A 26,362-nucleotide genomic window follows, 5' to 3' on the forward strand; every position below is an offset into this window, starting at 1 on the left:
CCTCCTAATCTTCAATGCGTGATGGCTTGATCATTTCATCGAAATCAAACAGCCTCAGCAGCCATAATGTCAAAATAAGCGAGATCAGAACTACCACAAGAGAAAGAGCGGCACCGTAGCCATAATATTTTAAATTAAAGGCCTGCTGATACGCATATAAAGATAACGTTGTCGTGTCTCGCATAGGCCCGCCATTGGTCAGTAGCAAGATGAAGAAATAGGAGGACACAAAACCGATAAGGTCGGATATCGTAATATACATTAACGGCCATTTTAATGAAGGAAGGATAATTTTAGTGATGACCGATTTTTCACTTGCTCCATCTACTTTGGCAGCCTTATACAAATCTTCAGGTATGGAGCTAATTGCAGCCGATAACAGAATCATGCCGCCTGAAGTTGTAGATACAATGGTAGCAATGATCACGACAGCCATAGCGATTTTCGTAAACCACGAAATGGGATCGCCATCTGGCTGGAATAAGAGCAGAACCTTATTGATTAACCCCTCATCCGTAGGATCAAATAAATATTTCCAGAACGTAACATATACAACAGCAGGAATGATGCTCGGAATTAACCATAGGACACGATAAATGACTGCCGTAAATTTACCCTTCAAGAAGTATTGGGTCGCAATCGATATAAATAAACCAAAGAACAAAGAGAACACGAGCGTAATAACTGCAAATATGAAGGTGTTCCATAAAATTTGAGGCATGCTGTAATCGGAAAATATTCGCTTGAAATTATCCAAACCAACAAAGTTGATTTTCATTGATGCATTCAAATCCGTGAAGGACATGATAATGGTCGCAATAGCCGGAAGAATAAAAAAGACTAGCACCAGAAGAGCAAAGGGCATAATGAATAAATATGGGTACACTTTCTTGGTAAAAGGCTTCTTGTAAGCCGTCTTGGCCAAAGCCACTGGGATCTCCATAATGAGATCTGCACCTGCTTCCTATAAAGAAAATATACAGAAAAGGTGCTCATGCAAGCAGAGCACCTTTTCTGTATCATCGTTATTCTACAATGAGACTGTCCGCTGGTACATTTTGTTGTACATCCTTTTTGAATAGCTCATAGGCTTGAGATGCTGTTCGACCTTTTGTCAGAATAGCATCAATTCCAAGCGTAAAAGATTTCATATAGACCGCATAATCCATTTGAGCCGGGCGAGTTTTCGTAAAATCGATTAAATAAGCATGATCTTTGTAGAAGCTCATTTTTTGGAAGCGAGGATCCTCCTGTGCTGCCGCCGTTACAGGCAGCTTGCCGCTCTTAAGCGTATGATTAATCTGCAGATCTGCATCCAGCACATGCTCAATCAGCCTTTGAACATAAGGCATCTTTTCATCATCCACATTAGCTCCTACATAGATCATCGCAGGATTGCTGTAGGATACAGGCTTTCCACCCTGCTGAACTGACGGAACCGGAATCCAGATGGCATTTTCCTTAAACCATTTTTCATAGCCAGCCAAGTCATCATCCATGCCAAGTTGCTTACGCATGACTTGATAAAATTCAGTACGGGCAAATTCAGCGAATAACTGGCCTTTAATGAACAGCTCCGCAGCCTTGTCCGTATCAATATCAGCAATCCCCTCCGTGACTACGCCGCGCTGCAGTGCGTCATACCAAAACTCATAGACCTTCTGCGTATTTGGCGACAGCACCATCTTGTTCTGTTCCGCATTATAATTGAAGTTGCCGAATGTATAATTCCAGCCCTCAAATCGGGTATCCTCAACTCCAAAGCCTACCTTAACCAGCTTTTGCTTAACAGCCGCATCTGCAAGATCAACAAGCTCGCCGAATGTAAAACTGCCGGCATCAACGCGAGCCTTCAGCTCATCGATTTGCGCGGCTGTCCAGCCCAAGCCTTCCAGTGCCTTTCGGCTAATGAATACGGGAGAAGCGTCCATATCCTGAATAACGCCATAGTAGTGGTTTTGGTACTTCATAATGTTATCGTAGGATTTTGGCATGTTTTTGAACACATCTGATGTCCCAACCCAATCCACATCGCGGATTAGACCGGCGTTCAACTGCCACCCAATATCTACGCTGGAGTTAATAAACACATCTGCTACTTTTTTAGCTTGCGCTTGCAAAATCAGCTCATCATCGCCAACGCCAGGCCACCAGTCTATTTTGATCTGCACATTTTTCGACTTCAATTCTTCGTTCAAACGCTTTTCTGCTTCTATAAAATTGTCCTTACGCGCTCCCCATGTGTTCTCGCGAACGGAGATCACGACCTCTTTCATATTCCCATCATTGCTAGAAGACTCTGTAACCGAACCAGAATTTGAGCCTGTACTACATCCCGCTAACAATGTAATACTTGTAATTACACTAACTAATCCAAGTGCAAGCCTCTTCATGCTTCTAAACCCTCCTCGTTTTCCAGCTATCACTGGCATAACTAAACTATAACGGAGAATTGTAAAAACCGTGTCAATTACACATCAATTATTTGTTTTATTTTATTTTTAATTGCGTTCATGTTGTTTTCATGAGTTATTAATCTGTTTTCATTTTGTGAATACTTGCTCCAGTGATTGATCCAAAATCAAAATAGCTTCCTCCATTTGTGTAATACTGGTAATTAGTGGGGGAACAAGCGTAATGACATTTCCGCTGGATACCTTGAAGCTTAGTCCTCGGGACAAGCATTCATAGAGAACTTTCTCAGCGCCTATCACTTCCTTCTTTTTTGTCTCGCGATCAGATACGAGTTCTATTGCCGCAAGCATGCCTTTTACCCGAACATCACCTATTACGGCATACTTCTTCTGCAATTCCCCAAGATGAAAAAGCAGCCATTTCTCCATACTTTGCGCATGGTCAAGCAGGTTTTCCTTTTCGATGTATTCAATGGTAGCCAAAGCTGCCGCACAGCCTACAGCGCTTTTCTCATGGGTATAATGTCCGAGTGAAATATCGCCCGCAATATTCAAATGCTCTCTCGCAACGATGCCCGCCATCGGAAAAATCCCGCCTCCAAAACCTTTACCAATGACGACGATATCTGGAACAATATCATAATGCTCGTGAACGAACATTTTGCCTGTACGACCTAATGCCGTCGGTATTTCATCCAATATGAGCAACACGCCATAATCGTCGCAGACTTGACGAAGTCGTTGCATATAGGCAACGCTAGGAATCTGTACATCCGTGCTTCGAATAGGCTCAAGAATGACAGCGCAAACATCAACTTCTCGTTCCAACATATAGGATAGGTAGTCCAGAGTTTTGGCAGCAGCCGTTTCTCCTTCACCAAAGATTGAACGATAGCTGTTATAAGGCATCATATGCTCTGTTCCAGTCATCAACGGTCCAATCCCACTCCTGAATACAGCTTCGCCACCAACTGATATTGCATCCAGGCTTGCGCCATGAAAGGAATCCCACGTCGAAATGGTTTTGTGCTTACCGGTTGCTCTGCGTGCAAGCTTTAGTGCTATTCCAATAGCACTTGTACCTCCGGGTGCAAATAGCACCTTGTTCAAATCTCCCGGTGCAAGCTCGGTCAGCTTCTGTGCCAGATCAATCGCAACCTGGCTCGTATAACGGCGGGGTAGAAATGGCAGCTGCTGCATCTGTTTAATGATGGCATTCATTACATGCTCATTTTTGTAACCCACCTGATGAACGCTATTTCCATGAAAGTCCATTACTCTGCGTCCATCCACATCCTCAATGTATATTCCCTCTGCACTTACAATGGCATTTAAACATGGCGTGGACATCGACTGATGAAGAAAGAGCTTGCTATCCTGGTCCAAGACAGCAAGCGTCTCTTCACTTAGATGCTCATCTTGCCAAGCTTGACGTTCATCCGTTCCATTGATATCTCCTTCTATACGACTATTGATGCGGATTGGCATAAGGCAGCTCCTTATTCATCAAACGTTCATTGATTTGCTCAATCATCGCAGGCAACTGGGACATGTCCTTAATAACGGCATGCGCTCCCGCTTCCATATAATTCTTGCTCACAGCAGCGATGTTGTGACGTTCCTCCTCTGGCGACAGATGTTCTGCCTCAGCCTCCGTGAGACCGAGCATAGAGCTGCCTTTCACAATGCCAATCGCCCATACACCAGCACTATTCGCCTCTTGAATGTCAGAAATCGTATCTCCGACCTTAACCACTTGAGCATGATGACGCAAGCCAAGCTGTTTCATATTCTCATAGATCATATACGGATAAGGTCTGCCTTTGTCCATAACAAGATCAGGAGTTACCCAATGATCGGGTTCATAGCCATATTTCTTCGCTGCTTTCTCCACTATGGAAAGCATAGTCGAAGTATAGCCTGTCGTTGCTCCAATTTTTAAGCCTTGCTGTCTCAATTGATGTACAGTCTCTACAACATGTGGATTTGGCTTTCCATATTGCGGGAGAATAGACAGCAGTCTAGGTTCAAATCGATCATGCAGCTCATCAATATCCGCCTCCGTATAACTACGGCCAAATTTCACCTGAAAAGAAGCTTCTATTCTTGGCATTTGCAGCAACGATCGAATATGATCCCGCTTCAGTTGCCCCATTGGAACACGAACCTCTTCCATCGTTAATGGGATGCCCATTTCCTTGAAAATATCCATAAACACCTGCACTGGTGCAAAGCAGCCATAATCAACTGTCGTCCCTGCCCAATCTAAAATAATGCCTTCAATTTTCATATTTGGTCACTCCAACATAACGTAATATTTGCTCACTTAATCGCTCCATATCCTTGGCATGCACATCCCCTATATTCCCGATTCGAAATACATTAGCATCTGTTAATTTGCCAGGGTAAATGACAAAACCAGCCGACTTCAAGAAGTTATAAAAATGTTCAAATGCAAAAGGAATATGTGTTGGATACAAGAAGGTTGTAATAAATGGAGACTGTAGCTCCCTTGGCAAGTAGGCCGTAAAGCCAGCTTGAGTCAACTCTTCCACGACGATTTGCTGGTTGGTCCGATATCGCGCATGACGGGCTTCCACGCCGCCCTCTTCATCTAGCTCCTTTAGTGCCTGCGCAAACGCGTGCACGACATGCGTTGGCGAAGTAAAGCGCCATTTGCCAGCATCCTTCTCCATCGTCTCCCACTGGTCATACAAATCAAGCGATAACGACCGCGCTTTTCCTTTGCATTTTATGAGCTCATCCCTTTTACATAGAATAAAGCTAAAGCCTGGGACACCCTGAATGCATTTATTCGCGCTGCTGATGATAAAGTCGATTTGCAGCTGTTCTACTTCAATCGGAATGCCTCCGAAGCTACTCATGGCATCAATTATTGCTATTCGATTATTCCGCTTAATCACATCCATCACCGCTTCAAGCGGATTCAGAATGCCTGTGGTCGTCTCACAATGGACCATGGCCACATGTGTAATAGCTTTATCCTCAACCAGTTTCCGCTCCACTGCTTGTGGATCTACCTGCGTATTAGCTTCAAATACAAGAGATAGATGAGGAATTTTGAGCACATTTGCGATTTCCTCGATGCGCTTCCCATACGCGCCATTTTGCAAAATTAACAGCTTGCCGTTACTTGGAATGACCGATCCAATTGTCGCTTCAATCCCGAAGGTACCACTGCCTTGCATGAACAGAGCTGTGTAGTGCTCCTTCGATGCACAGCCAACCTCTAATAGTTGTAGGCGAATCTGCTCGACAATCGCCTTATACTCATGATCCCAAGTGCACCAATCCTTTAGCATCGCCTCTTTGACCGTTGAGGTTGTGGATAAGGGACCCGGTGTTAATAATAAATACGGATTGCTCATAGCTCCTCCAATAACTGCCGCTCAGATTTCGGGTAGATTGGATTGCTCCACGCTACTTTGCCCGATGCATCGACACATTCCACGCGCACATATTGCTCATTATTTTGAATGAGATATTCGGCTTCGGTGATGCATTGGCCCGTCGGATCCATTTCAGCCAAGCCATTGTCCGGGAAAGTAATAAAACGAATGCTTCGTACAGGAGAGCATTTGACTTTAAACCTGTCGTTCTCAATGCGAAGATCAAGGATCATGGGACCATTGGAGCTATAATAATGACCTGCTTTTATGGACTCGATAATCGCCTGTTGCTCTAATTGATCGGTCTCTACAGCGATCCAACCTCCATAAAATTCGGATACCACCATATCAGTCGGCCCCCCGTGAGCATCGTCTGCGGCGATTGCGTTTACCTGCTTGCCTCGCTTGAGAACATAGTCCCAGTAGGATACACCATAACCTACCGCCTCTTGGATTTCGGATTGGTGATTATAGATTTCGATCGCTGTATAGCCCTCAAGTTTAAGCAAATCCTCTTCCCGATTTTTAGACCATTCGGGATGATTCATAATGACAAGATTTCCTTTGCTCCTCATTTCATCAATCAATTGCTGAATGGTATCCAAGCTCTCATAATCCGGCTTTGCATGTTCCTCATCATGCTGAAAAGGCCTCTCTGCCAACAATGAGCGATCCAAAAGTCCATGCAGATGATACTGCTGACCGGTCGTATTACGTTCCATCTCGCAAGCCATTTCATAGCCGTCCAGCATAATGAACGTTTCCGTGTCATACGCATCGCTATGAAAATAGATCTCATGGTCACTCAAGCACATAAAATCATAGCCCTTAGAGCGATAAGCTTCTATCATTTGCTCTACGGTATACTCGCCATCACTGCGAAAAGAGTGTGCATGAATGTTTCCTTTATACTTTTGACAGACAGCATCCAAAAGAACAGCATCTCTCATTGTTGTTCCTCCTCCGCCAAATCTCCCACAAAGATCGGATTAGACCAAGCTACTCTGCCCTTCTCGTCCACACATTCGACCCGAATATATTGCATGTCCTTCTGAATCATCATGCTTCCAGAGGTCATCAGCTCACCTGTCTCGTATTGCACGAGGAACGGCCCGCGTTGTGGAAATGCTTTAAACATAATATATTGGCAGGGCGAGCACTCGACGTTGACGAACCTATCCTCCACACGATAATCCAGGATCTCAGGTCCAGAACTGGAATAAAACTGTCCCTTCTTTAGTGCATCTATAATCCCTTGCTGCGAAAGCTCCTCCGCCTCGACAGAAACCCAGCCGCCCCCATACTCAGCAATTTTGCTGTTAGGGTCATGATTGTGCGAGTCGTCCGCAGCGATCCCAAACACACGCTTGCCATTTTGAAGCGCATGATCCCAGTAGGCCGCTCCATAAGACGAACTTGGCGTCCATTCCGTGGCATGATTGTATATTTCAATCGCAAAAAATCCATTGTACTGAACCATATCCTCGAAACGTGTCAAATGCCATTCCGGGTGATTGAAAATGACGAGATTTCCATGAGCCTTCATTTCATCAATGAGCTTCTGCGGAGATTGTGACCCTTCCCAAGGAATAGGGATCTCAAATGATTGCAAATGATGAAATTGTTCCTTCTCCGACTCTATTGTCGGATCACCCAGCACTCCAAAGTGGTAGCCAGAGTCTTTATCCGGCACGTGATTCAAACCTCCTCTTTCCATGCCTGGCAGCACGATGAAAGAATCCGTATCATATTCAGCCGTACGAACGAATACATCATGATCCGTTATACTGATAAAGTCGTAGCCCTTATCCTTGAACGCAACGACAACATCCAGCGCCTCTTGCGATCCATCTGACCATGTCGTGTGTAAGTGCAAATTTCCTTTGTACTTTCGTTTGCTTTTGTCTAAATACACTGCGTCTTTCATCGTCACCACTCCTGTTTTTATCATCATCAGATTGACTAGGAACCTGCTGAAGCGCAAAATTATGAACACAAATAAAAAATGTTTTTAATTGCTTTTATTTTTATTTATGTTGTTTTTATTATTCTACTGCTAAAAAACAATCAATACAATGCGATCCCAAATATTTAACATAGAGATTACAAATTTAACACAACAACAAACAACACAAAAAAAGCTAGTAGAGAAGGAATTTCTTCTCTACTAGCTTTACGCCTGAATCAAGCCTCACGTATATGATTCACTCGGCATCATCCATTTTGTATTGGAGTCTTCCAACTGCGCCTTCCATTCTGATGGAGGCTCCAGTTCCGAAATAACCACATCGACATTCTCGAAGTCGCATATCTTAACCATCGATCGTTTGTTCCATTTTGATGAATCCGCCAGAACAATGGACGTTTCCGACTGCTGAATCCATTTGCGAGTTAACGTTGCTTTTTCATAGTCATAGCTTGTAAATCCATGCTCCATCGATAAGGCATCTACAGTTACAAATGCCTTATTCACAAAAAAATCCGACATATTTGCTTCTGCAATAGCACCTGATACACGGAGATGCTTCACGCTCACTTCGCCGCCAAGCATAATAATTCGGCCATCGAATTGCTCTCGTTTTTTGAGCTCGATCAAGGACATCATGGCAGAGATCGAGCTCGTTAGAACGGTAACCTGCTGCTTCTGAGATAGATACGGGATAATCTGAAGCGGTGTCGTGCCTTCATCTATAAAGATAACGTCATGATCATCAATTAGTGTAAAAGCAAGATATCCAATTTTCTCCTTCGCCTCTTGGTTAATACAGGCTCTTTCAAACAATGCTGGCTCTACCTCTACCTTCAGCTTGATCGCACCGCCATACACCTTCTTGAGCTTATTCTCCTTCTCCAGCTCATCCAAATCTCTACGAATCGTTTCTGTTGTAACCTCGAACATGCGTGCCAGGTCGCCCGCAATGACCTTCCCATGCTCGTTTAGCAAGTTCATAATACTTAGCTTTCTTTCTTCACCCGCAAGAGACATTGCAAATCCTCCTATTCTTCCTCGCTACTATTCCCACGTATTTAGACACTCACTTGGACATTATAAAGATAACGCCGAGGAAGGCGTCTCAGGGACATTCTTAATCAAATTCCGCATCCATTTCTGGGAGCGATAACGTTTATACCCTATGAAGGCCTTGCTCATCTCTTCACACAAAAATAATGCATACACCCACTCCGGCGGCAGACGGAGCACATATGCCCCAACAAATACTGCCGGTAATGCAATGGCCCATGTTGTAATTAAAATCATACTCATCGTAAACAAATTATCTCCACCTGCTCTAAACATACCGACAATCCATACATTATTCAAGAAAAATGCGGTCATTGTCACAGCCTGCAGCAGAAGGATATTTCCTAAAGAAGCGTGAACCTCCCCACTTAAGTAAGGAAAAATAAAGGACACAAACGGCGAAACCATCATCATGACAACACTAACGATTATACCCGTAATGACCGAAATCCGAGTAAATCTGCGAGCATAATCCAGCGCCTGCTCCTGCTTGTCCTGTCCCAGCTTTTGTCCGATCATCACTTTTGCCGCGTAGGCAAATCCGTGAATCCCCATCATAAAATATCCTTGTAGCGTATTTGCAAGCTGGAATGTAGTCAATGCGGCGATGCTTAATGAACCAAAAGCTACGGCATACAGCATATTTCCGATCGACCACATGCCTTCGTGAAACACTAGTGGGGTTATCGTTTTCACCACCTGCTTGCGCAGTATCAGAGGTAAACTGAACAGCTCTTGGAATCGAATATTTAAATAATACGATTTGCTATAAATGAAAACAAACAAAAACAGAAGACTCGTACCTGAAGCTATCAACGTTCCCCATGCCGCTCCTGCAACACCCAGGTTGGGTAAACCCAACTTCCCGTAAATCAGCCCATAGTCGAGTGTAATATTAATCGCCATCGCACATAGACCGACATATAAAGTTATCTTAACCTTCCCTATGGATCCCAGCGCCTGAGCATAAGCATCTCTAATCGCACTGATCAGAAAAACAAAAGCCATGATCGTAAGGTATTGAATACCAAGCTGTAGTATTTCAATGTCCTTAATAAATAGAGAAAGAATCGGCTCCTTCCAGATCCACACAACAACAAACGCCAGAAGACTGATGCAGATTCCCGTCAACAGCATAAAACCGAATGTTGCTCGCATAAGCGTATGCTGCTGTTTTCCGTGGTACTGGGTCATATAAGCAGTCATCCCATAGACTGCAGTAAGGATCATCGATAAAATGAAGCTGATTCTGCCTACTGCAGCGGTGACAGCAACTGCCCCATCTCCCAAGCTGGTCACCATTAGCATATTCACTAGCGAAAATGAATTAGCAACAAGCATTTGTAGCACAGAAGGAATAACTAATCCTTTCATCTCCCGAGTAAACCCAGACTTTCCGATCGTACCCTCTCCCAAGCATATCCCTCATTCACATTCAAATTGTACGATACCTAGCATGTTTTTCACTTCGTTCTGTTTGTTTAACTATAGTCTTCTTGTTGTTTTAGTTGCTTTTATGTTGCCTAACTCATCATACATATTGCTTGTCATTTAGTCAATGCATGAGGGCGAGAGATCATGACCTTTACCAATCCTTCAATTTCCATCGCAAAATGCCCACCAATCAAAAATAAACTCCACAAACCCACCAAACATGGTTTGATAGTTTCAATGTTCTTCTGCGTTGTTTTTTTGAACCGTCTGTCATCAAAAAAATCCTGATAAGTAAATTTCAATAACTTAGACACCATCTAACATTGGAGGTGCAGTTTTTATAATGGCTAAAGTGACCACACAAGAAAAAATACAAGCGGTAAAAAGGTATCTTGAAGGGAAGGAAGGACAGAAAAGCATAGCGAGGAGTATAGGAGTATAGGAGTATCGCATAGTATACTCCTAACATGGATTCGACAGTACGAACATCATGGAGAACAGGGTTTTGAAAATGGCTATACAACTTATTCCGTGGAAGATAAACTAAAGGTGCTTCATTATATAAACGAACATGGGACATCTATCCGCGAAGCAGCTGCGATCTTCAATATACCAACACATTCTCTGGTACTACGTTGGAAGAATCAACTAGAGACAGAAGGTGTAGATGCCCTCAAATCAAAGAAAAAGGGGCGTCCATCCATGAAAGAAGAATCCAAGAAACCTACTCCAGTTGAAGGCTTTATCGAGGCGTTACAAGCGGAAATAGAACGTTTGCGCATGGAGAATGCCTACTTAAACATAATCCATATCATACCACATATATCATCTATTGAGAGGTCTTTTTTTGGTTTATGCGCCTCACACTCCGGTCAAAAATAAAAAAACTCTGCCGACCAATTAGGTTAGCAGAGCTTTTAGTTTAAGGAAAATCTACACCATTCATCTTATTGTTGAATAACCTATAAAAGCAACATTAGAGCCTTAGTAACCCACCAAGCAGCAGTTTCATTTCCGGTAACTTGCAAAGCACCTGCATATATTGCATCTTCAATAGCTCCAGTAAAGTTATCAACAACACCAAGAATCTGTAAGAACCCCTCTACTCCAATGAAAGCTTTCACTGAGGCCGGAAGCTTTTCATATCCTGCTTTTAAAGCTTTTACTGCCCAGCTCAATTTCCCTTGTGTTTGATACTCTCCACGGTCTTCTTTATTTTGGATGGCTTTAATAAAATCATTTTTTTCCTGCTCAGACAAATTGAAATATTCGGCGATACCTTCGATATCTTGTAATTCAGATTCACTAAGAGAATCCTTAGCACTACTAGAAACACTACTAGAGTCTGTAGAAGGCAATGCGTACATTGAGGCTGGTACCGCAATCACACCTGATAGTAAAGTTGCGGCCATTAGTGAGGTTATCCATACTTTTTTCATCACTTCAACTCCTCATTGTTTTTTATATGCATTTACCATTGATGTAATAGTTACTCTATTTATGGTAAACTATAGTTGATTTTATGACAAGTTCTATTTTGATTAATTATTTTTTCAGGAGGTATTTGGTGAAAAACATTTGGAGATTTATCATCGCGCTGCTCATCGGCAACATTATCGGGAATCTAACATACGGAAGGTTAGAATTTTTTCAATACAACACAGGAACTGGATTTTTCACATTAGAAAACCTCATTAAGTTTATTATCGACTATGGTCTGGCTGTGATTATTGCATTAATCATATACATCTTGATTGGAAAAGTTTTTACGAGAAGTGATCAGGAATAAACCAAAAGGACTCCTTACTGGTTATAAACCAGCGGAGTCCTTTTTCACATCTACTCTAAATTCAAATTGCTTACGAAACAAGTAAAGATCCGTTAATCTTAACTGCATCAGGCGAAATTAGTTCATTCGATGAATGGTTTGGGAAATCCATCAATGAAATATTCCCCCGCCGACAAAACCCAATGAACGCATAGGCTATTACCAAATGCGTTCATTGGGCTCTACTTTTTACCATCCTTAAAAAATGAGTCAAGTCAAGTGAAGTAGTATTATCCAACAATTCTTTTCACGAAATTAAATCCAACACGCTTTAGTAATTATGACCAACAGGATAAAGAGCACCAAAATTGCACCCGTCGATGTGAAAGGACAAAAATGTTTGGCTTTATGCTCATGTCCACATTCACTCACATGAACTCCTCCTTTTTTTTAGATACAGTATACAGTATGTGTCCTTGAAGAAATTGACAGGGCTAAGCGGCAATTCGTAAAAAAAAAACCCTTTGACGTATGTGGTCAAGACCCCATTTTATAGACACTGAAAAAAGCCCCTAGGCTATAAGCTGCTTCCGATACTCTTTCGGAGGCAGCTTATTTAACTTTCGTTGTGGTCGACATTGGTTGTAAAATCGAATATATTCTTCTATTCTCCTTTGTGCCTCATCCATATTTCGGATATCATATGGGTAGAGCCCTTCCGTTTTGAGATGCGAGAAGAAGCTCTCCATCGAGGCATTATCATAACAATTGCCTCGGCGAGACATGCTGATTCGGGCACCAACCTTTGGCAGCATGTCATGGTACGCATAGGACGTGTACTGGAATCCCTGGTCGCTGTGAACGATGAGGCCAGTCACGTCTTTTTGCTGTTTCCAGGCTTGTCGAAACGTCTGTAAAACCCGTTCGTTATCATTTCTATGGCTCATCTGGTACGCGATAATTTCGTTATTGAACAAGTCTTTAATCGCAGATAGATATAGCCAGCAATCACCCACACGATATTGCGTGATATCTGTGACCCATTTTTGATTTGGTTTGTCCGCCTTGAAATCCTGTTTTAGCAGATTTTCGCCACACGACCTTCCGTAGAAGAAGCATAGTTGCAGCGATGCTTCCGACGAATTTGTGAGCGGATTCCCAAGACCTGCATGAGCCGGAGTACCTTTTTATGGTTCATCCAGACTCCATGATCGTGCTGCAAAAATAGTTGGATTTGACGGTAGCCGTAGACCCCGTCATACTTGTGCGCCTCATCTCCTGCATCCAGATTTCCAAACACTTTTTTAGCATATCGTTTTCCCGTTTTAACTTTTGGACGTACCTGTCCTGGTCCATATATTCCTTCCGTCGTCCTCGCTGGTCCATAAGTCCGAATTCACCGAGTTCCTTGTACTTCCGCATCCATTCTTTCAACCGATGTCGATCTGCAATCCCGAACTTCTCCATAAGTTTACGATATGTCCAACCTTCTTCGATATGAAGCCGTATGGCCTCTACTTTGGTTTCAAACGTATACTCTTTAAACTTCTGTCCTTTTTTCGCTGGCATAAAAATGCACCCCCTAGAAATTCATCGGATAAACCAGGGGTTTATTCCAATGTCTATTCTAAGGGGTGCACTTCATATCACGATCAGGGTTTTATATTCGCGAGAGTCGGCAAATTTGCTGGGTATCCTCAAGTTATAAAAATGGTTGAACTCAGGATGAAGAGACTTTTAAAACTAGCCGGACTTAATCCTGATCTCACCCCGCACTCACTTCGCCACACCCATACGTCACTATTAGCTGAAGCTGAAGCCACTCTCGAACAAATCATGCAGCGGCTAGGACATGCGAACGACGAGATAACGCGCAGAATATACCTTCATATAACTAAGCCAAAAAGAAAAGAGGCTGCTCAAAAGTTCAGCGAACTAATGAGAGCCTCAAAAAAATCTGATCAGAGTTAACAAATTGTTAACAAATGAACATATCAATCGCCTAAACCCTTGTTACAGCAAGGGTTTTTGGGTTTATTACATCATTCCGCCCATTCCACCCATACCGCCCATGTCAGGAACGCCAGCAGCGCCTGCAGGTTCTGGTTTGTCAGCGATAACCGCTTCGGTAGTCAGGAACATAGCTGCTACGGAAGCAGCGTTTTGCAGTGCGTAACGAGTTACTTTTGCAGGGTCAACGATACCAGCGTCGATCATGTTTACCCAGTCGCCAGTAGCTGCGTTAAAGCCTACGCCAACTTTTTCGCGTTTCAGACGCTCAACGATTACGGAGCCTTCTTCACCCGCGTTAGCAGCGATCGTGCGGATTGGAGCTTCCAGAGCGCGCAATACGATGTTCACACCTGTTTGCTCGTCGCCTTGCAGTTCAACGGCTGCAACAGCGCTGTATACGTTCAGGAGCGCTACACCACCACCGGATACGATACCTTCTTCAACCGCAGCACGGGTTGCGTTCAGGGCATCTTCGATGCGCAGTTTGCGTTCTTTCAATTCTGTTTCAGTAGCCGCACCGACTTTGATAACTGCTACACCGCCGGACAATTTAGCCAGACGCTCTTGCAGTTTCTCTTTGTCGAACTCGGAAGTCGTTTCTTCCAGTTGTGTACGGATTTGGCTAACACGAGCGTCGATGTCGGCTTTGTTACCAGCGCCGTCAACCACAATCGTATTTTCCTTCGTGATACGCACTTGACGTGCTGTACCCAGTTGATCTACGGAAGCAGTTTTCAGGTCCAGACCCAGTTCTTCCGTGATCACTTGACCGCCTGTCAGGGCAGCGATATCTTGCAGCATTGCTTTACGACGGTCACCAAAGCCTGGAGCTTTAACAGCTACAGCGTTGAATGTACCACGCAGTTTGTTAACAACGAGCATAGCCAGCGCTTCGCCTTCGATGTCTTCAGCGATCAGCACGAGCGGCTTGCCTTGTTGTACGATTTTCTCAAGCAAAGGCAAAATTTCTTGTGTATTCGTGATTTTTTTGTCTGTGATCAGGATATATGGATTGTCCAGCACAGCTTCCATTTTGTCCGTATCTGTAATCATGTACGGGGAAATGTAGCCACGGTCGAACTGCATACCTTCAACCACTTCCAGCTCAGTTGCAAAACCGCGGGATTCTTCAACAGTGATCACACCGTCTTTACCCACTTTTTCCATAGCTTCAGCGATCAGTTCGCCTACTTCGTCATCAGCAGCGGAAATACCAGCTACTTGTGCAATGGATTGTTTGCTTTCGATTGGCTTGGAGATCGCTTGCAGTTCAGCAACAGCTGCTTTAACTGCTTTGTCGATCCCTTTACGGATACCGATCGGGCTTGCACCAGCAGTTACGTTTTTCAAACCTTCTGTGATGAGGGCTTGAGCCAAAACAGTAGCGGTTGTCGTACCGTCACCAGCTACATCGTTGGTTTTGGTTGCTACTTCTTTAACCAGTTGAGCGCCCATGTTTTCGAAAGCGTCTTCCAGCTCGATTTCTTTTGCAATCGTTACACCGTCATTTGTGATGAGCGGGCTACCGAATTTTTTCTCCAGTACAACGTTACGGCCTTTCGGTCCGAGTGTTACTTTAACAGCGTTAGCCAATGCATCTACCCCACGAAGCATGGAGCGACGAGCGTCTTCACTAAATTTAATGTCTTTTGCCATTTGCGATAAACCTCCCATGGATTATGAATGATTTGTTCGATTCCTATATTCAGGTCTTGTCCGGATTCCGGTTAACCAATGATCGCGTGGATATCGCTTTCTTTCATAATCAAATATTCTTTACCTTCATATTTGATTTCCGTTCCAGCGTATTTAGAGAAAATTACACGGTCGCCTTCTTTTACTTCCAGAGGAATGCGGGCACCGTCTTTCAATGCGCCTGCGCCAACCGCGATAATTTTGCCTTCTTGCGGCTTTTCCTTAGCAGAGTCAGGAAGTACGATTCCGAAGGAAGTCGTTTGTTCTTGCTCAATTGCTTCCACCAATACGCGTTCACCCAAAGGTTTGATCATGAAAAAATAGCCTCCTTATTAAGTGTTTTATTCCGTTATACGGTTGTTATGTTGTATGTATTAGCACTCGACACTCGTCAGTGCTAACAACCAACTTTATGATACTCAACTTGAGATTGAATTTCAAGTCCCTGATGTATTTTTTATGGGAATTTTTATGGACGGCCCTTCTCGATTATATCCATCTGTCCTAAAAATAACCGTTACCTCAGGCTAATGGTTATTTTTAGGGCAGCTAAGCTGCTATCTTTTATGATCTGTTTTCAAGGCAGCTAAGCTGATACTTTTCATGATCTGCCAATCCCTGATCTTCATGGTCTGCAAGTTGCCATGTAGCTCCAGAACCCGAAGATACCGTTTTGCACGGAAACTCGGGTTCTACCTGTTACCGATCCGGTGCTACACGCAGTTGTGCCTCCCGTTCCTCGTCCGCACGCAGTTGCTTGCGGTACACCACTACCGACATATACACACTCACTTCATACAGTACCAGTAACGGGATCGCCACCAAAAAGTCGGAGATAAAATCAGGGGGAGTTATGACGACAGCAACAAAGACAAGCAGAAAATAAGAAATTTTCCGCCATTTGCGAAGCCTCATCGGAGTGAGTACCCGAATCCCCGTCAGGAACATGATGAGCAGTGGCAGTTCAAACAACAGAGCCACAGGCAGCACAATATTAAACATGAAGGTGAAATATTGGGCGATGCCGTACGTTTCATGCAGTCCCATGCTTTTGGTGACAGACGACGTAAACTGAATCGCCATCGGGAAAACAATAAAATAGGCAAAAGCTGCACCGATCACGAACAACAGCAGCACATAAGGCACATACCGCAAAGTCGCATTCCGTTCTTGCGGTCGCAAGCCGGGGCTAACAAACTTCCACAACTGGTAGCATGCAAACGGCAGCGCCACCGCAATCCCGATCAGCATGGCGATCTTCATGTAGATACCTATTCCGTCCCAGAAGGAAAATGCATTCAACTGAAAAGCCTGCGCCGAACCGGAGCGAATAAGCCAGTCATAGACAGGACCTGCGGCGAATAAGCCACCAGCCAGTGCCAGAACAAATACAATCAGCACATAAATAATTCTGCGCCGTAGCTCGCCCAGATGCTCCATGAGCGGCATTTCATGCTCTGGTGGGGTCAAACTCGCTCCTCCTTTCTGGATCGGACGCAGCTGCGCCTCCTAAAAAATAAAGCCCTTCCCTGGAGAAGAGGCTCTTCTTGAAATTGTAAAAGGCATCAAAAATGAAACTAACCTAAGATAACCGTTTATCCTCCGGCTGGGGCTGCACTTCTGAAGCCGACGTCTGGGATGCTTTGACCGCACTATCCTTACTGTCTTTGTGTTCAGTCCGTTGGTCTTCAGACAAAATATCACGTGCTCCGTTTTTAAACTCACGGAATGTACGCCCCACAGCGCGACCCAGCTCAGGCAGCTTGTTCGGGCCGAATAGCAGCAACGCCAGAATGATTAACAAAATATAACCCGGTGCTCCAATATTAGGCATGTGTGGTAACCCTCCTTATGTTGACGGGCAAAATTACAAACAAGAACCAGCATCTGGTGCACAGGCGCAGAAACAAACATGGAGACCATGCTTGTCCGTTGTGTGTTTCTTGTATAGCTAGCCCGCATACAGTCATGTAAATTCTTACGGATATCATACCACACTCGACGTGCTGCCTTCTACCGGAACTGGCCTGTCACCATAAGAAGCGCCTCTGGCAATTGATCCATAATAGCCGCCAAATTTTCATGCACTCCCTTGGGCGTTCCCGGCAAATTCACGATCAGCGTACGCCCCCGAATCCCTACGATGCCACGAAAAAGCATGGCCGCCGGATTTTTCTGCATCACAATCATACGCATCGCTTCCGCCATGCCTGGCACTTCCCGTTCCACGACCCGCCGAGTCGCCTCGGGTGTCACATCACGGATTGCCAGCTCGGTTCCACCCGTCGTTAGCACCAGGTCTGCATGAAAATAATCGGTCATTTCGATTAAAGCCGCAATAATTTCATCCGGTTCATCGGGAACGATCCGGTACTCCACAATCTCTCCGCCCAGCTCTTCTTCGATGAGTTCCCGGATGACCTGTGCGCTTGTATCCTCACGCTCTCCCCTCGCCCCTTTATCACTGGCTGTCAGGATCGCCGTTTTCCACACCATAAGATCACCCTTCTCCTATCATGAAAGAATACTTTCTCTTCTGAAAATCAGAAACAGCCACGCTGCATTCTCCATCACATCACAGTACCCTCACGGCGACATGTTGTCTATGTCAAGGTTCCCGGTGGTCCTCCCTTTGGAAATCCCCATGCTTGCCACCTGTTTTCGATTGCAGCATGGTAGGGCCGATGATCATATCTTTTTGCAGCGCCTTGCACATATCATACACGGTTAACGCTGCGGCTGAAGCCGCTGTCAAAGCTTCCATTTCCACACCTGTCTTGCCCTCGGTCTTCACTTCCGCTTCAATATGAAGCACATCATGTCCATTATCGGAAAACGTAATATTCACGCCCGTCAGGGCCAGCGGATGGCACATCGGAATCCAGTCCGACGTTTTTTTCGCGCCTTGAATCCCGGCGACCTGGGCCACAGCAAGAACATCGCCCTTGCCGATCCTACCCTCTTTCACAGCCGTGAGTGTAGCCGGATTCATCGTAATCCGCGACACGGCGATTGCTGTACGAACCGTGGACGCTTTGCCCGAAATATCCACCATACGAGCTCGTCCCTGTTCGTTAAAATGAGTAAAGGAATCCACGACTCCCTCACAGCTCCTTTCACATGCCAAACTTCGCTTCATTCATCGTTTGTTTTTTCTGATTTTGCAATATCGCAATGTATGGGACCTTCCGGGGTAAAAAGCACATCCACCCTCAAATCCCCCGGCTCCATGGGTACCTGCTTCTGCAATTGTCCCGGCAGCAGCAGCGAAACATAAAGCGGACCTGCATTACCGTTATCACGCTTCTGCGCCTCTACCTGTACGGTGAAACGATCATAGTAGCCTCCGCCGTAGCCGATTCTGCCCCCATGACGATCAAAGGCCAATCCCGGCACGACAACCCAGTCGATTTCCGACCACATTTCAGGCACCCATTTTTCGCATGTGGGCGCAGGCTCAGGAATGTTCCAAATGCCGGGCACGATATCGTCGTGCTGACCCATCTGCCTCAGCTCCATGGTCCGGGTTACCGGGTCCACTCTCGGAGCCAGCACACGGTCTCCGCGTGACCAGCAATGCTCAATAAAGGGAGTCGTCGAAATCTCGCTGCCAAAAGAAAGATAGCTAAATACCGTCAGCCTATCTCTGTTTCTGTCTATTCTAAGCTGCTCCCATGCCTCAATTGCATGCCGACAGGCCACAGCCGATGCCTCCTGCCGCGTCAGCGGGTCCATGAAGTCCCGCGCCTCCCGTTGCTGCAAGCGCAGCGCGTTCTTCACACTACAGACATCCAAAGAATATCCGTCCTCCCGCACAATCGTCGATAATGCTTTAAAACGTTACTATTTGTCCAATTGTCAGTAAGTCTTGTACCTTGCAAGCTTTTTTCATTTTTTTTCAGTTCTCGTTTAAGTTTATCATTGTTTATACAAATTGACTACACGCGGCTCAAGGGTTTACAGGGTGATAGCAGTGCATTAGTGGGTATTTTCATGTAAACTGGAAGGAAGACACCCTGCGGAGGAAGCGGGGAAAACTGTGCATAATGTAATGGAGGAACGATACGCGATGCTATTGCAAGTAACTGGAATTACGAAATCCTACGGAATTGAGCCCGTTCTGGACGGGATTAACCTTCAAATATTGGAACGTGAACGCATTGGACTGGTAGGTGTGAACGGCGCGGGCAAATCGACATTGCTCAAAATCATCGCTGGTGAATTATCATATGACGGTGGACAAATTTTCAAGGCGAAGGAGACCAGCATTGGTTATTTGGCACAAAACAGCGGCTTGAACTCCGACCGATCCATCTGGGCAGAAATGATGCTCGTATTCACTCCACTGATCGAAGCAGAGCGGGAACTACGGCAGATGGAGCAGGAAATCGCCGACCCCGCCAATGCGCAGAACGAGAAGCGCTATGCAGATCTGCTGGAAAGATATGCGAGAAGATCGGACTGGTTCAAGGATCACGGCGGCTATGAAATGGAGACCCGGATTCGCAGTGTGCTTCATGGCATGGGCTTTGGCTCGTTTGCACCGGAAACGCCTGTATCCACACTGAGCGGTGGACAGAAAACACGTCTCGCGCTGGCCCGCATCCTGCTGCTCGCCCCTGATGTACTCATGCTGGATGAGCCGACCAACTATCTGGACATTCAAACGCTGACCTGGCTGGAAGATTATTTGCGAGGCTATTCCGGCTCGCTGCTGGTCGTATCCCATGACCGTTATTTTCTCGACAGACTGGTGACCACCATTATTGAAATCGAGCGTCATCGTTCGACCCGGTATACAGGTAACTACAGTCGATATATGGAGTTGAAAGCTGCCGAGTACGAAAGCAATCTCAAGCACTATGAGAAACAGCAAGGGGAAATTGCCCGTCTGGAGGCATTCGTACAACGCAATATCGTACGGGCTTCCACGACCAAACGCGCCCAGAGCCGCCGCAAGCAGCTAGATAAAATGGATCGAATGGATCGGCCGATGGGGGATCTGAAAAAAGCCCATTTTTCCTTTGAAACAGCTTATATGTCAGGGAAGGAAGTACTGGAGGTACGCGACCTCTCCGTAGCCTATGAAGGTAAAAAACCGCTATTTCAGCATGCATCCTTCGACTTAAAACGCGGCGATACCGTTGCCCTGATTGGTCCGAACGGAATTGGAAAATCGACGTTGCTCAAATGCCTCACCGGAACTTTAAAGCCTGCTGCCGGGTCGATTCACTGGGGCACAAAAATCAAAATCGGCCTGTATGATCAGGAGCAAACGAACCTGAACCCGGCCAATACAGTGCTGGAGGAGCTATGGAGCGAATATCCCCATATGGAGGAAGCGCGGATCCGCACAGTGCTGGGTAACTTCCTGTTCAGTGGTGACGATGTACTGAAAAAGGTAGCCACATTAAGCGGCGGTGAAAAAGCCCGCGTCTCTCTCGCCAAGCTGATGTTGCGCGAAGCCAATGTACTGATTCTTGATGAGCCTACCAACCATCTCGACCTGTTCAGTAGAGAAGTGCTGGAGGCTGCCCTAATCGACTATGACGGCACGCTGCTGTTCATCTCCCATGACCGTTATTTCCTTAACAAAATGGCGGAACGTGTCATTGAACTTCATCCTGAAGGAATAGAACATTTCCTGGGGAATTATGATGACTATGTAGACAAAAAGCAGGAGCTGGCGGAAATTGCGCAGGAAGCTCTGGAGGCCAGTCAGGCAACACGCAGCAAAGCATCATCTGTATCCGCAACGGATGAGACAACACCCAAAACAGGTGCAGCAGCCTATGCCGCAGACAAACAGGCCAAGAGCGAAGAACGCAGTCGCCAGCGCAAGCTGGAGACACTGGAAAATCAAATCAAAGAGCTGGAAGAACAAATTACCGGGCTGGAGGAACAAATGACTCTGCCAGAGGTTTATCAGGATTACACGGCGCTTCAGGATATTCAAGCACAACTTGACGCACGTAAGCAGGAATTGACAGCAACCTACGCATCATGGGAGGAACTGTTAGAAGAATAAGGCATGCTTTAAAATATGGACTTAAAAATTTCACATTTGCCCCATCCGCATTTTTATACACAAAGATATCCACAGAATATGTGCATGAAATGTATTGAAAAATGGCCTTTTAGGCCATTTTTCTATTGATAAAAAGCCATTTTCATATGAAAACCAAATTTATCCACCATTTTATCCACATTATCCACAGATTTCGCAAAACCTAAAGATGCAAAATGTCCCCTGTTCTTGCATCCTAAAAAAGTCTTAAGCTGCTTGCTTTGAGCTTAATTATCCACATTTCGGACGGGATATGTGGATAACTTTGTTCACAACTTGACAAATCATATCATTGTTCGGGGAGTATTAAATTTCAGATTTTTTTGATGAATGCTGAAAAATCGTGCAACATCATGACGAACGCTGCGTGAGAATTAGACAGTAAAATTCCCCGGCTCAAATTCCTGTATTTATACCTCTTGAATTTTATATATAGAGATGTATACGTATTTTTCGAATTTAGCTTATATAAAACATAAAAAGACACGACTCAAACGCGTCGTGTCCCTATCTACTATCTTCACTTACATTCAGTTCACTAGCACAATGCCTCTCCAATTAAGATTGGACGGACCACTCTTCCAGAGACAGCCCGGGATCAGCTTTCATGTCCAGCGAGGTGTATTCTCCGCGCTTCCACTTGGCGAAAGCTGCGGCACCAATCATGGCTGCATTATCTGTACAATATTTCATAGATGGCACAAGTAACTCGATACTTTCACGCTCGCAACGTTCGCGAAGTGCCGTCCGCAGTCCGCGATTGGCGGCAACACCGCCACATAGCAGCAGTTGCTTCGCGCCGTATTCACGCATAGCACGAATCGCTTTTTCTACCAGCACCTCCACGACCGACTCTTGAAAGCCTCTTGCGATAGCTCCGGCATGAACAGTTTCTCCGCGCATTTTCGTCTGGTTGATCACATTCAACACCGCCGATTTCAAGCCGCTGAAGCTAAAATCATAAGAATCCGGCTCCAACCATGCACGGGGCAAAGTGATAGATTCCTCCGATTCATGAGCCACACGATCTACGTGCGGACCGCCGGGATACGGAAATCCAATAGCCCGTGCCACTTTGTCATAGGCTTCCCCAACCGCATCATCCCGCGTGCGCCCAATCAGGTGAAAATGACCCTCGGACTCCATCCATACCAGCTCCGTGTGCCCACCCGATACGACCAGAGCGATGCACGGATATACGATTTTATGCTCCAGCTGATTTGCATAAATATGTCCTGCAATATGATGGGTTCCGATCAACGGCTTGCCGAATGCCATGGCGGCGCTTTTGGCGGCGACAATGCCCACCAGCAGCGCACCGACCAGTCCCGGTCCTTGCGTCACGGCAACCGCCGAAAGCTCGCGGGGCGTAATTCCCGATGCTTGCATGGCCTCGTCCAGCATGTAGGTAATGCTCTCCACATGCTTGCGGGATGCCACCTCCGGCACAACTCCACCAAAGGCTTTATGTGTTTCAATCTGACTGGAAATCAGATTAGAAAGCACCTCTGTGCCATTTTTCACGACAGACACAGCCGTTTCATCGCAGCTCGTCTCCACTGCCAATATATAGCAAGGCTCGCCAGAGGCGGCGCCTGTACCTGCTTTTTCCTCTTGCGTCATTGCTTCTGCACGCTTCCTTCCTGTTCACCGGATGCCCCATGTGCGGGAAGATCCGCCCACATGATCACGGCATCCTCGTTATTATCCGAATAATAGCCCTTACGGACGCCCGCTGGCTTAAAGCCTTTTTTCTCATACAAGCCCTGAGCAATCCGATTCGTCACCCGTACCTCCAGTGTCATGCGTTCCATCCCCAGATAAGAGGCCGTTTGCATTAGCTCGTCCAGCAGCTTATCTCCAAGCTTGCGCCCGCGATAGGCCTCACGAACGGCAATATTCGTAATATGAGCCTCGTCCATAATCGTCCACATCCCTGCGTAGCCGATGGCCTGTCCGTTCAGCTCCATAATCATATATTTAGCAAAATGATTCATCGTCAATTCATTGCGGAACGCTTCTTCCGTCCACGGTAGCGTGAACGCTTCATGCTCAATCGCCAGCACATCGGGAATATCATCCAGCTGCATCAGTCGAAACTCCAGCTTTTCTTCCCGTTGTATGTTCTTTACCATGTTGTTCACCGCTCTCTTCAGCGCTGACGAAGCAGATTGGCTTCCGCCTCCGCCAGCTGGGTATAGTTTGGAACCAGCGTATGTAACTCGTCATGTTCCTGACGAAGCAGCTTATCCGCCCCAAGACGGCCAACCCATCTTCCTTCCAGCTCATACGGTACGATACGAAGCTCGCTCCATGCACGCAGGCGCTCGGCTGTTTCTGCGTGAACCGCCGTTTCACCAACCAGCCAAATGACCGCAGGGCGCTGTTCGGACGGCAAAGCCTCCAGCCGTTGCAGCAGGTCCTCAGTCCAAGTGGCCATCAATCGGATCGCATCCGGTTCCAGACCCTGCGGAATCCCGGTATTGCCGTCCACATTCGCTGCGAACAAGCCTGTGTAAACCTGTCCGCGTCTTGCATCCAGCACTGGAACGATCCAGTCTGCCGCCTGCTCTCCAGCCAAGTGTTTACTTGCTAACTCATTTATAACTTCTTGCTCCTGCGACTCGGTGCCACGGCTCCAACCGCCCCAGGCCAGCGCGTGCAAAGTGGATACGGATGTCACCGGGACGCCCCAGGCCCAAGCAAGTGTTTTCGCTGCGGTCACCGCAATGCGAATACCTGTGTAAGACCCCGGTCCGACACCCACCGCAATGCCGTCTACATCATCCTGTGTCAGCCCGTCTTCGTTCAGAAGCCGTTCCAATTCGGAAATCACGTGCACCGAGTGATTGCGTTCGCCATAGACATTGCTTTCTCCCAGTAACTCTTTTCCGTTCATCAGGGCGGCCGCCATCACGGTCGTCGCTGTATCTAACGCCAAAAACCGCTCACGCGGCTTTACATTCTCATCTGTATGCTCTCTTTGCATGCTTCAAACTCCATTCTCCCGCAAACTGCGGCACCATTGTTCATAAGGCTCGCCGTACCCGGTCAGGTGAATCAAGCGCTCCTCCACATCCGTTGTTTCTATATACATGTGAAGCCGCTGCTTCGGCAACATATCCGGTATAATACTGCCCCATTCCACCAGACACACGCCTGTCCCGTAAAAATATTCGTCCAGCCCAAGATCCTCTGCCTCATCCTGTGTAATACGGTACACATCCATATGGTACAAGGGCAATCGGCCTTCATACTCCTTAATGAGCGTAAAGGTGGGGCTGTTTACGATACCCGGGACACCCAGATGACTGGCAAAGGCTTTGGAAAAAGCGGTTTTGCCCGCTCCCAGATCTCCATCCAGCACAATCACCGTTCCAGGAACCGCTTTGGCTGCCAGAAACCCTGCCAAAGTCCCGGTCTGAGCCTCTCCGACAGAACGGAACGTAAACTGTTCCTGCGAAATTGTCATATATTTTAATCACCTTTCGTCCAAATCGGACCGTTCCAACTTGTCCTTTATTATATAGTTCACCTTATGTCGCCGCAAGACATGAAGACATGCTATTGTAAGATAGGTGTAACATACAGGGAGGGAAGCGAAACGATGGGACAAAACGTTTTACTCATGATTGACGTACAGCAGGCTATGTTTATGTATGAAGAGAAGCTGTATCGAGAGCAGGAGGTAGTAGAGCATTTGCAGCAGCTTTTGACCAAAGCCAGAGCAGCAGGTACGCCCGTTATTTTTATCCAGCATACCAGCGAGACGGACGAGGATTTTCGGGAAAACAGCATAGGGTGGGCCATAGCCGATACAGTGAGTCCCCTTCCCCATGAGCGAATTGTCCGTAAAACATCCTGGGACAGCTTTTACCAAACCGAATTGGACGATGTGCTGAAGGAACTGGGAGCTGATCGGCTCATCATTGCCGGGATGCAGACCGAGTTCTGCCTAGACACGACCTGTCGGAACGCCTACAGTTTGGGGTACCAGAATAATGTGCTTGTATCGGATGCGCACAGTACATTTGATAGTAAGGTGCTGAGCAGTGAACAAATTGTAGCTCATCATAATGGGATGCTTGGCAATCGTTTTGCGCGTTTACTCGCGACGGAGGAAGTACATTTTTAATATGAACCATTTGAAGGCATGTATGATAAAATAATAGAGCGAGTCACCCGCCAAAAGTTTCTCGCTCAGAGGTCGATTGCTTTCAAGCAGTCGGCTTTTTTATATGTCAGGATTGTGCAAAATTCGATTCCAGTCGCTCCTGGTCATACCTCTGTCAAGTAGACAGATGAAAAAAGCTATGCAGCCAGTGCGTGCCGATATTCAATCGGTGCGCGCTGTTTGAGTTTAGCTTGAAACCGTTGGTAGTTATAAAAGTAGATATATTCCTCTACGGCTTGATGGATCTCTGCTTCTGATTTACACTGGTGAAGGTACAACTTCTCTGTCTTGAGATGCGAAAAAAAGGATTCGATGCATGCGTTATCCAGGCAGGTTGCTTTGCGAGAGTGGCTGCCTTTGACGCT

28 protein-coding genes and 2 pseudogenes are annotated in these 26,362 nt (G+C 46.0%); 5 read left to right on the top strand and 25 right to left on the bottom strand.

All coding sequences use genetic code 11. The features are described from left to right. Window positions 1-4 precede the first annotated feature (4 nt). The 9 genes from QD47_RS20485 to QD47_RS20525 form a co-directional block, all read right to left on the bottom strand. On the bottom strand, window positions 5-943 hold the full coding sequence (locus QD47_RS20485; RefSeq protein ID WP_052646830.1) for a carbohydrate ABC transporter permease: 939 nt from the start codon (window positions 941-943) through the stop codon (window positions 5-7). 82 nt (window positions 944-1,025) lie between these two features. After that, window positions 1,026-2,393, bottom strand: a complete 1,368-nt coding sequence (locus QD47_RS20490) for an extracellular solute-binding protein (protein WP_044647866.1) — start codon at window positions 2,391-2,393, stop codon at window positions 1,026-1,028. Between the two features lie 150 nt (window positions 2,394-2,543). Then, the gene (locus QD47_RS20495; RefSeq protein WP_044647867.1) at window positions 2,544-3,902 is read right to left on the bottom strand and encodes an aspartate aminotransferase family protein; all 1,359 of its coding nucleotides are present in this window, start codon (window positions 3,900-3,902) and stop codon (window positions 2,544-2,546) included. Further along, entirely contained in the window at window positions 3,883-4,704 is an 822-nt protein-coding gene (gene phnX / locus QD47_RS20500) for a phosphonoacetaldehyde hydrolase (protein ID WP_044647868.1), read from the bottom strand. The genes QD47_RS20495 and phnX overlap by 20 nt, the downstream gene beginning before the upstream one ends. Further along, window positions 4,694-5,803 carry a 2-aminoethylphosphonate--pyruvate transaminase gene (phnW, locus tag QD47_RS20505; protein ID WP_044647869.1) on the bottom strand — a complete coding sequence of 370 codons (1,110 nt, stop codon included), beginning with the start codon at window positions 5,801-5,803 and terminating at the stop codon, window positions 4,694-4,696. The genes phnX and phnW overlap by 11 nt, the downstream gene beginning before the upstream one ends. Further along, entirely contained in the window at window positions 5,800-6,774 is a 975-nt protein-coding gene (locus QD47_RS20510; protein ID WP_044647870.1) for a CehA/McbA family metallohydrolase, read from the bottom strand. Before QD47_RS20510 ends, phnW begins: the two co-directional genes overlap by 4 nt. Continuing rightward, entirely contained in the window at window positions 6,771-7,751 is a 981-nt protein-coding gene (locus QD47_RS20515) for a CehA/McbA family metallohydrolase (RefSeq protein ID WP_044647871.1), read from the bottom strand. Before QD47_RS20515 ends, QD47_RS20510 begins: the two co-directional genes overlap by 4 nt. 264 nt (window positions 7,752-8,015) lie before the next feature. Then, window positions 8,016-8,810 carry a DeoR/GlpR family DNA-binding transcription regulator gene (locus QD47_RS20520; protein ID WP_044647872.1) on the bottom strand — a complete coding sequence of 265 codons (795 nt, stop codon included), beginning with the start codon at window positions 8,808-8,810 and terminating at the stop codon, window positions 8,016-8,018. A gap of 60 nt (window positions 8,811-8,870) precedes the next feature. Then, window positions 8,871-10,262 carry an MATE family efflux transporter gene (locus QD47_RS20525; RefSeq protein WP_044647873.1) on the bottom strand — a complete coding sequence of 464 codons (1,392 nt, stop codon included), beginning with the start codon at window positions 10,260-10,262 and terminating at the stop codon, window positions 8,871-8,873. Between the two features lie 361 nt (window positions 10,263-10,623). Here QD47_RS20525 and QD47_RS33360 point away from each other — a divergent pair. Then, a pseudogene (locus QD47_RS33360) lies at window positions 10,624-11,096 on the top strand (transposase); the annotation flags it as partial. A gap of 146 nt (window positions 11,097-11,242) precedes the next feature. Here the strand turns inward: QD47_RS33360 and QD47_RS20545 are convergent. Further along, the gene (locus QD47_RS20545) at window positions 11,243-11,719 is read right to left on the bottom strand and encodes a hypothetical protein (protein ID WP_044647875.1); all 477 of its coding nucleotides are present in this window, start codon (window positions 11,717-11,719) and stop codon (window positions 11,243-11,245) included. A gap of 128 nt (window positions 11,720-11,847) precedes the next feature. On the opposite strand from QD47_RS20545, the gene QD47_RS20550 reads away from it, so the two are divergent. Continuing rightward, window positions 11,848-12,069, top strand: a complete 222-nt coding sequence (locus tag QD47_RS20550; RefSeq protein WP_044647876.1) for a hypothetical protein — start codon at window positions 11,848-11,850, stop codon at window positions 12,067-12,069. 551 nt (window positions 12,070-12,620) lie between these two features. On the opposite strand, the gene QD47_RS34220 is transcribed toward QD47_RS20550, so the two are convergent. The 3 genes from QD47_RS34220 to QD47_RS31040 are packed head-to-tail and all read right to left on the bottom strand — an operon-like array spanning window position 12,621 to window position 13,617. Further along, the gene (locus QD47_RS34220) at window positions 12,621-13,175 is read right to left on the bottom strand and encodes an IS3 family transposase (RefSeq protein ID WP_152643836.1); all 555 of its coding nucleotides are present in this window, start codon (window positions 13,173-13,175) and stop codon (window positions 12,621-12,623) included. Further along, window positions 13,127-13,348, bottom strand: coding sequence for an IS3 family transposase (locus QD47_RS34225; RefSeq protein WP_161797189.1), 222 nt, complete (start codon window positions 13,346-13,348; stop codon window positions 13,127-13,129). Before QD47_RS34225 ends, QD47_RS34220 begins: the two co-directional genes overlap by 49 nt. After that, entirely contained in the window at window positions 13,243-13,617 is a 375-nt protein-coding gene (locus tag QD47_RS31040; protein WP_044647877.1) for a helix-turn-helix domain-containing protein, read from the bottom strand. The genes QD47_RS34225 and QD47_RS31040 overlap by 106 nt, the downstream gene beginning before the upstream one ends. Before the next feature lie 69 nt (window positions 13,618-13,686). Here QD47_RS31040 and QD47_RS20565 point away from each other — a divergent pair. Continuing rightward, window positions 13,687-14,019: pseudogene (locus QD47_RS20565) on the top strand (tyrosine-type recombinase/integrase); the annotation flags it as partial. Window positions 14,020-14,085: 66 nt separating this feature from the next. On the opposite strand, the gene groL reads toward QD47_RS20565, so the two are convergent. The 7 genes from groL to QD47_RS20600 form a co-directional block, all read right to left on the bottom strand. Then, entirely contained in the window at window positions 14,086-15,717 is a 1,632-nt protein-coding gene (gene groL, locus QD47_RS20570; RefSeq protein ID WP_044647879.1) for a chaperonin GroEL, read from the bottom strand. Window positions 15,718-15,788: 71 nt separating this feature from the next. After that, window positions 15,789-16,070 carry a co-chaperone GroES gene (gene groES, locus QD47_RS20575; protein WP_025685233.1) on the bottom strand — a complete coding sequence of 94 codons (282 nt, stop codon included), beginning with the start codon at window positions 16,068-16,070 and terminating at the stop codon, window positions 15,789-15,791. A gap of 385 nt (window positions 16,071-16,455) precedes the next feature. Next, the gene (tatC, locus tag QD47_RS20580) at window positions 16,456-17,226 is read right to left on the bottom strand and encodes a twin-arginine translocase subunit TatC (protein ID WP_044647880.1); all 771 of its coding nucleotides are present in this window, start codon (window positions 17,224-17,226) and stop codon (window positions 16,456-16,458) included. Window positions 17,227-17,338: 112 nt separating this feature from the next. Next, on the bottom strand, window positions 17,339-17,590 hold the full coding sequence (locus QD47_RS20585; RefSeq protein WP_044647881.1) for a twin-arginine translocase TatA/TatE family subunit: 252 nt from the start codon (window positions 17,588-17,590) through the stop codon (window positions 17,339-17,341). Between the two features lie 179 nt (window positions 17,591-17,769). After that, window positions 17,770-18,252 (bottom strand): MogA/MoaB family molybdenum cofactor biosynthesis protein, encoded by a 483-nt coding sequence (locus QD47_RS20590; protein ID WP_013309212.1) that lies wholly within the window; start codon window positions 18,250-18,252, stop codon window positions 17,770-17,772. A gap of 112 nt (window positions 18,253-18,364) precedes the next feature. After that, complete coding sequence (gene moaC, locus QD47_RS20595) at window positions 18,365-18,853, bottom strand: cyclic pyranopterin monophosphate synthase MoaC (RefSeq protein WP_044647882.1); 489 nt, start codon at window positions 18,851-18,853, stop codon at window positions 18,365-18,367. Window positions 18,854-18,891: 38 nt separating this feature from the next. Then, window positions 18,892-19,551 (bottom strand): 5-formyltetrahydrofolate cyclo-ligase, encoded by a 660-nt coding sequence (locus tag QD47_RS20600; protein WP_044647883.1) that lies wholly within the window; start codon window positions 19,549-19,551, stop codon window positions 18,892-18,894. 274 nt (window positions 19,552-19,825) lie between these two features. Here QD47_RS20600 and QD47_RS20605 point away from each other — a divergent pair, with 274 nt between their 5' ends. Then, the gene (locus tag QD47_RS20605) at window positions 19,826-21,784 is read left to right on the top strand and encodes an ABC-F family ATP-binding cassette domain-containing protein (protein WP_044647884.1); all 1,959 of its coding nucleotides are present in this window, start codon (window positions 19,826-19,828) and stop codon (window positions 21,782-21,784) included. A gap of 597 nt (window positions 21,785-22,381) precedes the next feature. Here the strand turns inward: QD47_RS20605 and tsaD are convergent. From tsaD to tsaE, 4 genes are read right to left on the bottom strand one after another with little or no spacing between them, the layout of a single operon-like run. Beyond that, entirely contained in the window at window positions 22,382-23,446 is a 1,065-nt protein-coding gene (gene tsaD / locus QD47_RS20610) for a tRNA (adenosine(37)-N6)-threonylcarbamoyltransferase complex transferase subunit TsaD (protein WP_044647885.1), read from the bottom strand. Further along, a complete protein-coding gene (gene rimI / locus QD47_RS20615; RefSeq protein ID WP_044647886.1) occupies window positions 23,443-23,958 on the bottom strand; it encodes a ribosomal protein S18-alanine N-acetyltransferase in 516 nt (171 codons plus the stop codon). The genes tsaD and rimI overlap by 4 nt, the downstream gene beginning before the upstream one ends. 17 nt (window positions 23,959-23,975) lie before the next feature. Further along, window positions 23,976-24,812: a tRNA (adenosine(37)-N6)-threonylcarbamoyltransferase complex dimerization subunit type 1 TsaB gene (tsaB, locus tag QD47_RS20620; protein WP_044647887.1), complete on the bottom strand. Its 837-nt coding sequence runs from the start codon at window positions 24,810-24,812 to the stop codon at window positions 23,976-23,978. 3 nt (window positions 24,813-24,815) lie between these two features. Beyond that, window positions 24,816-25,295 carry a tRNA (adenosine(37)-N6)-threonylcarbamoyltransferase complex ATPase subunit type 1 TsaE gene (tsaE, locus tag QD47_RS20625; RefSeq protein ID WP_044647888.1) on the bottom strand — a complete coding sequence of 160 codons (480 nt, stop codon included), beginning with the start codon at window positions 25,293-25,295 and terminating at the stop codon, window positions 24,816-24,818. A 135-nt stretch (window positions 25,296-25,430) separates the two neighbouring features. Between tsaE and QD47_RS20630 the strand changes: the two genes are divergently transcribed. Continuing rightward, complete coding sequence (locus tag QD47_RS20630; protein WP_044647889.1) at window positions 25,431-25,958, top strand: cysteine hydrolase family protein; 528 nt, start codon at window positions 25,431-25,433, stop codon at window positions 25,956-25,958. Between the two features lie 176 nt (window positions 25,959-26,134). Here QD47_RS20630 and QD47_RS31045 read toward each other — a convergent pair. Next, window positions 26,135-26,362, bottom strand: a 228-nt coding sequence (locus QD47_RS31045; RefSeq protein ID WP_152643834.1) for an IS3 family transposase, incomplete at its 5' end; no start/stop codon positions are given.

Origin of the sequence: Paenibacillus terrae, from assembly GCF_000943545.1 — a bacterium.
GTDB classification, from domain to species: Bacteria; Bacillota; Bacilli; order Paenibacillales; family Paenibacillaceae; genus Paenibacillus; species Paenibacillus terrae_A.

Coding starts and splice junctions, on each gene's coding strand:
- QD47_RS20485 (WP_052646830.1), bottom strand. CDS start 943: ATGGAGATCCCAGTGGCTTTGGCCAAGACGGCTTACAAGAAGCCTTTT.
- QD47_RS20490 (WP_044647866.1), bottom strand. CDS start 2,393: ATGAAGAGGCTTGCACTTGGATTAGTTAGTGTAATTACAAGTATTACA.
- QD47_RS20495 (WP_044647867.1), bottom strand. CDS start 3,902: ATGCCAATCCGCATCAATAGTCGTATAGAAGGAGATATCAATGGAACG.
- phnX (WP_044647868.1), bottom strand. CDS start 4,704: ATGAAAATTGAAGGCATTATTTTAGATTGGGCAGGGACGACAGTTGAT.
- phnW (WP_044647869.1), bottom strand. CDS start 5,803: ATGAGCAATCCGTATTTATTATTAACACCGGGTCCCTTATCCACAACC.
- QD47_RS20510 (WP_044647870.1), bottom strand. CDS start 6,774: ATGAGAGATGCTGTTCTTTTGGATGCTGTCTGTCAAAAGTATAAAGGA.
- QD47_RS20515 (WP_044647871.1), bottom strand. CDS start 7,751: ATGAAAGACGCAGTGTATTTAGACAAAAGCAAACGAAAGTACAAAGGA.
- QD47_RS20520 (WP_044647872.1), bottom strand. CDS start 8,810: ATGTCTCTTGCGGGTGAAGAAAGAAAGCTAAGTATTATGAACTTGCTA.
- QD47_RS20545 (WP_044647875.1), bottom strand. CDS start 11,719: ATGAAAAAAGTATGGATAACCTCACTAATGGCCGCAACTTTACTATCA.
- QD47_RS31040 (WP_044647877.1), bottom strand. CDS start 13,617: ATGCCAGCGAAAAAAGGACAGAAGTTTAAAGAGTATACGTTTGAAACC.
- groL (WP_044647879.1), bottom strand. CDS start 15,717: ATGGCAAAAGACATTAAATTTAGTGAAGACGCTCGTCGCTCCATGCTT.
- groES (WP_025685233.1), bottom strand. CDS start 16,070: ATGATCAAACCTTTGGGTGAACGCGTATTGGTGGAAGCAATTGAGCAA.
- QD47_RS20585 (WP_044647881.1), bottom strand. CDS start 17,590: ATGCCTAATATTGGAGCACCGGGTTATATTTTGTTAATCATTCTGGCG.
- QD47_RS20590 (WP_013309212.1), bottom strand. CDS start 18,252: ATGGTGTGGAAAACGGCGATCCTGACAGCCAGTGATAAAGGGGCGAGG.
- QD47_RS20605 (WP_044647884.1), top strand. CDS start 19,826: ATGCTATTGCAAGTAACTGGAATTACGAAATCCTACGGAATTGAGCCC.
- tsaD (WP_044647885.1), bottom strand. CDS start 23,446: ATGACGCAAGAGGAAAAAGCAGGTACAGGCGCCGCCTCTGGCGAGCCT.
- rimI (WP_044647886.1), bottom strand. CDS start 23,958: ATGGTAAAGAACATACAACGGGAAGAAAAGCTGGAGTTTCGACTGATG.
- tsaB (WP_044647887.1), bottom strand. CDS start 24,812: ATGCAAAGAGAGCATACAGATGAGAATGTAAAGCCGCGTGAGCGGTTT.
- tsaE (WP_044647888.1), bottom strand. CDS start 25,295: ATGACAATTTCGCAGGAACAGTTTACGTTCCGTTCTGTCGGAGAGGCT.
- QD47_RS20630 (WP_044647889.1), top strand. CDS start 25,431: ATGGGACAAAACGTTTTACTCATGATTGACGTACAGCAGGCTATGTTT.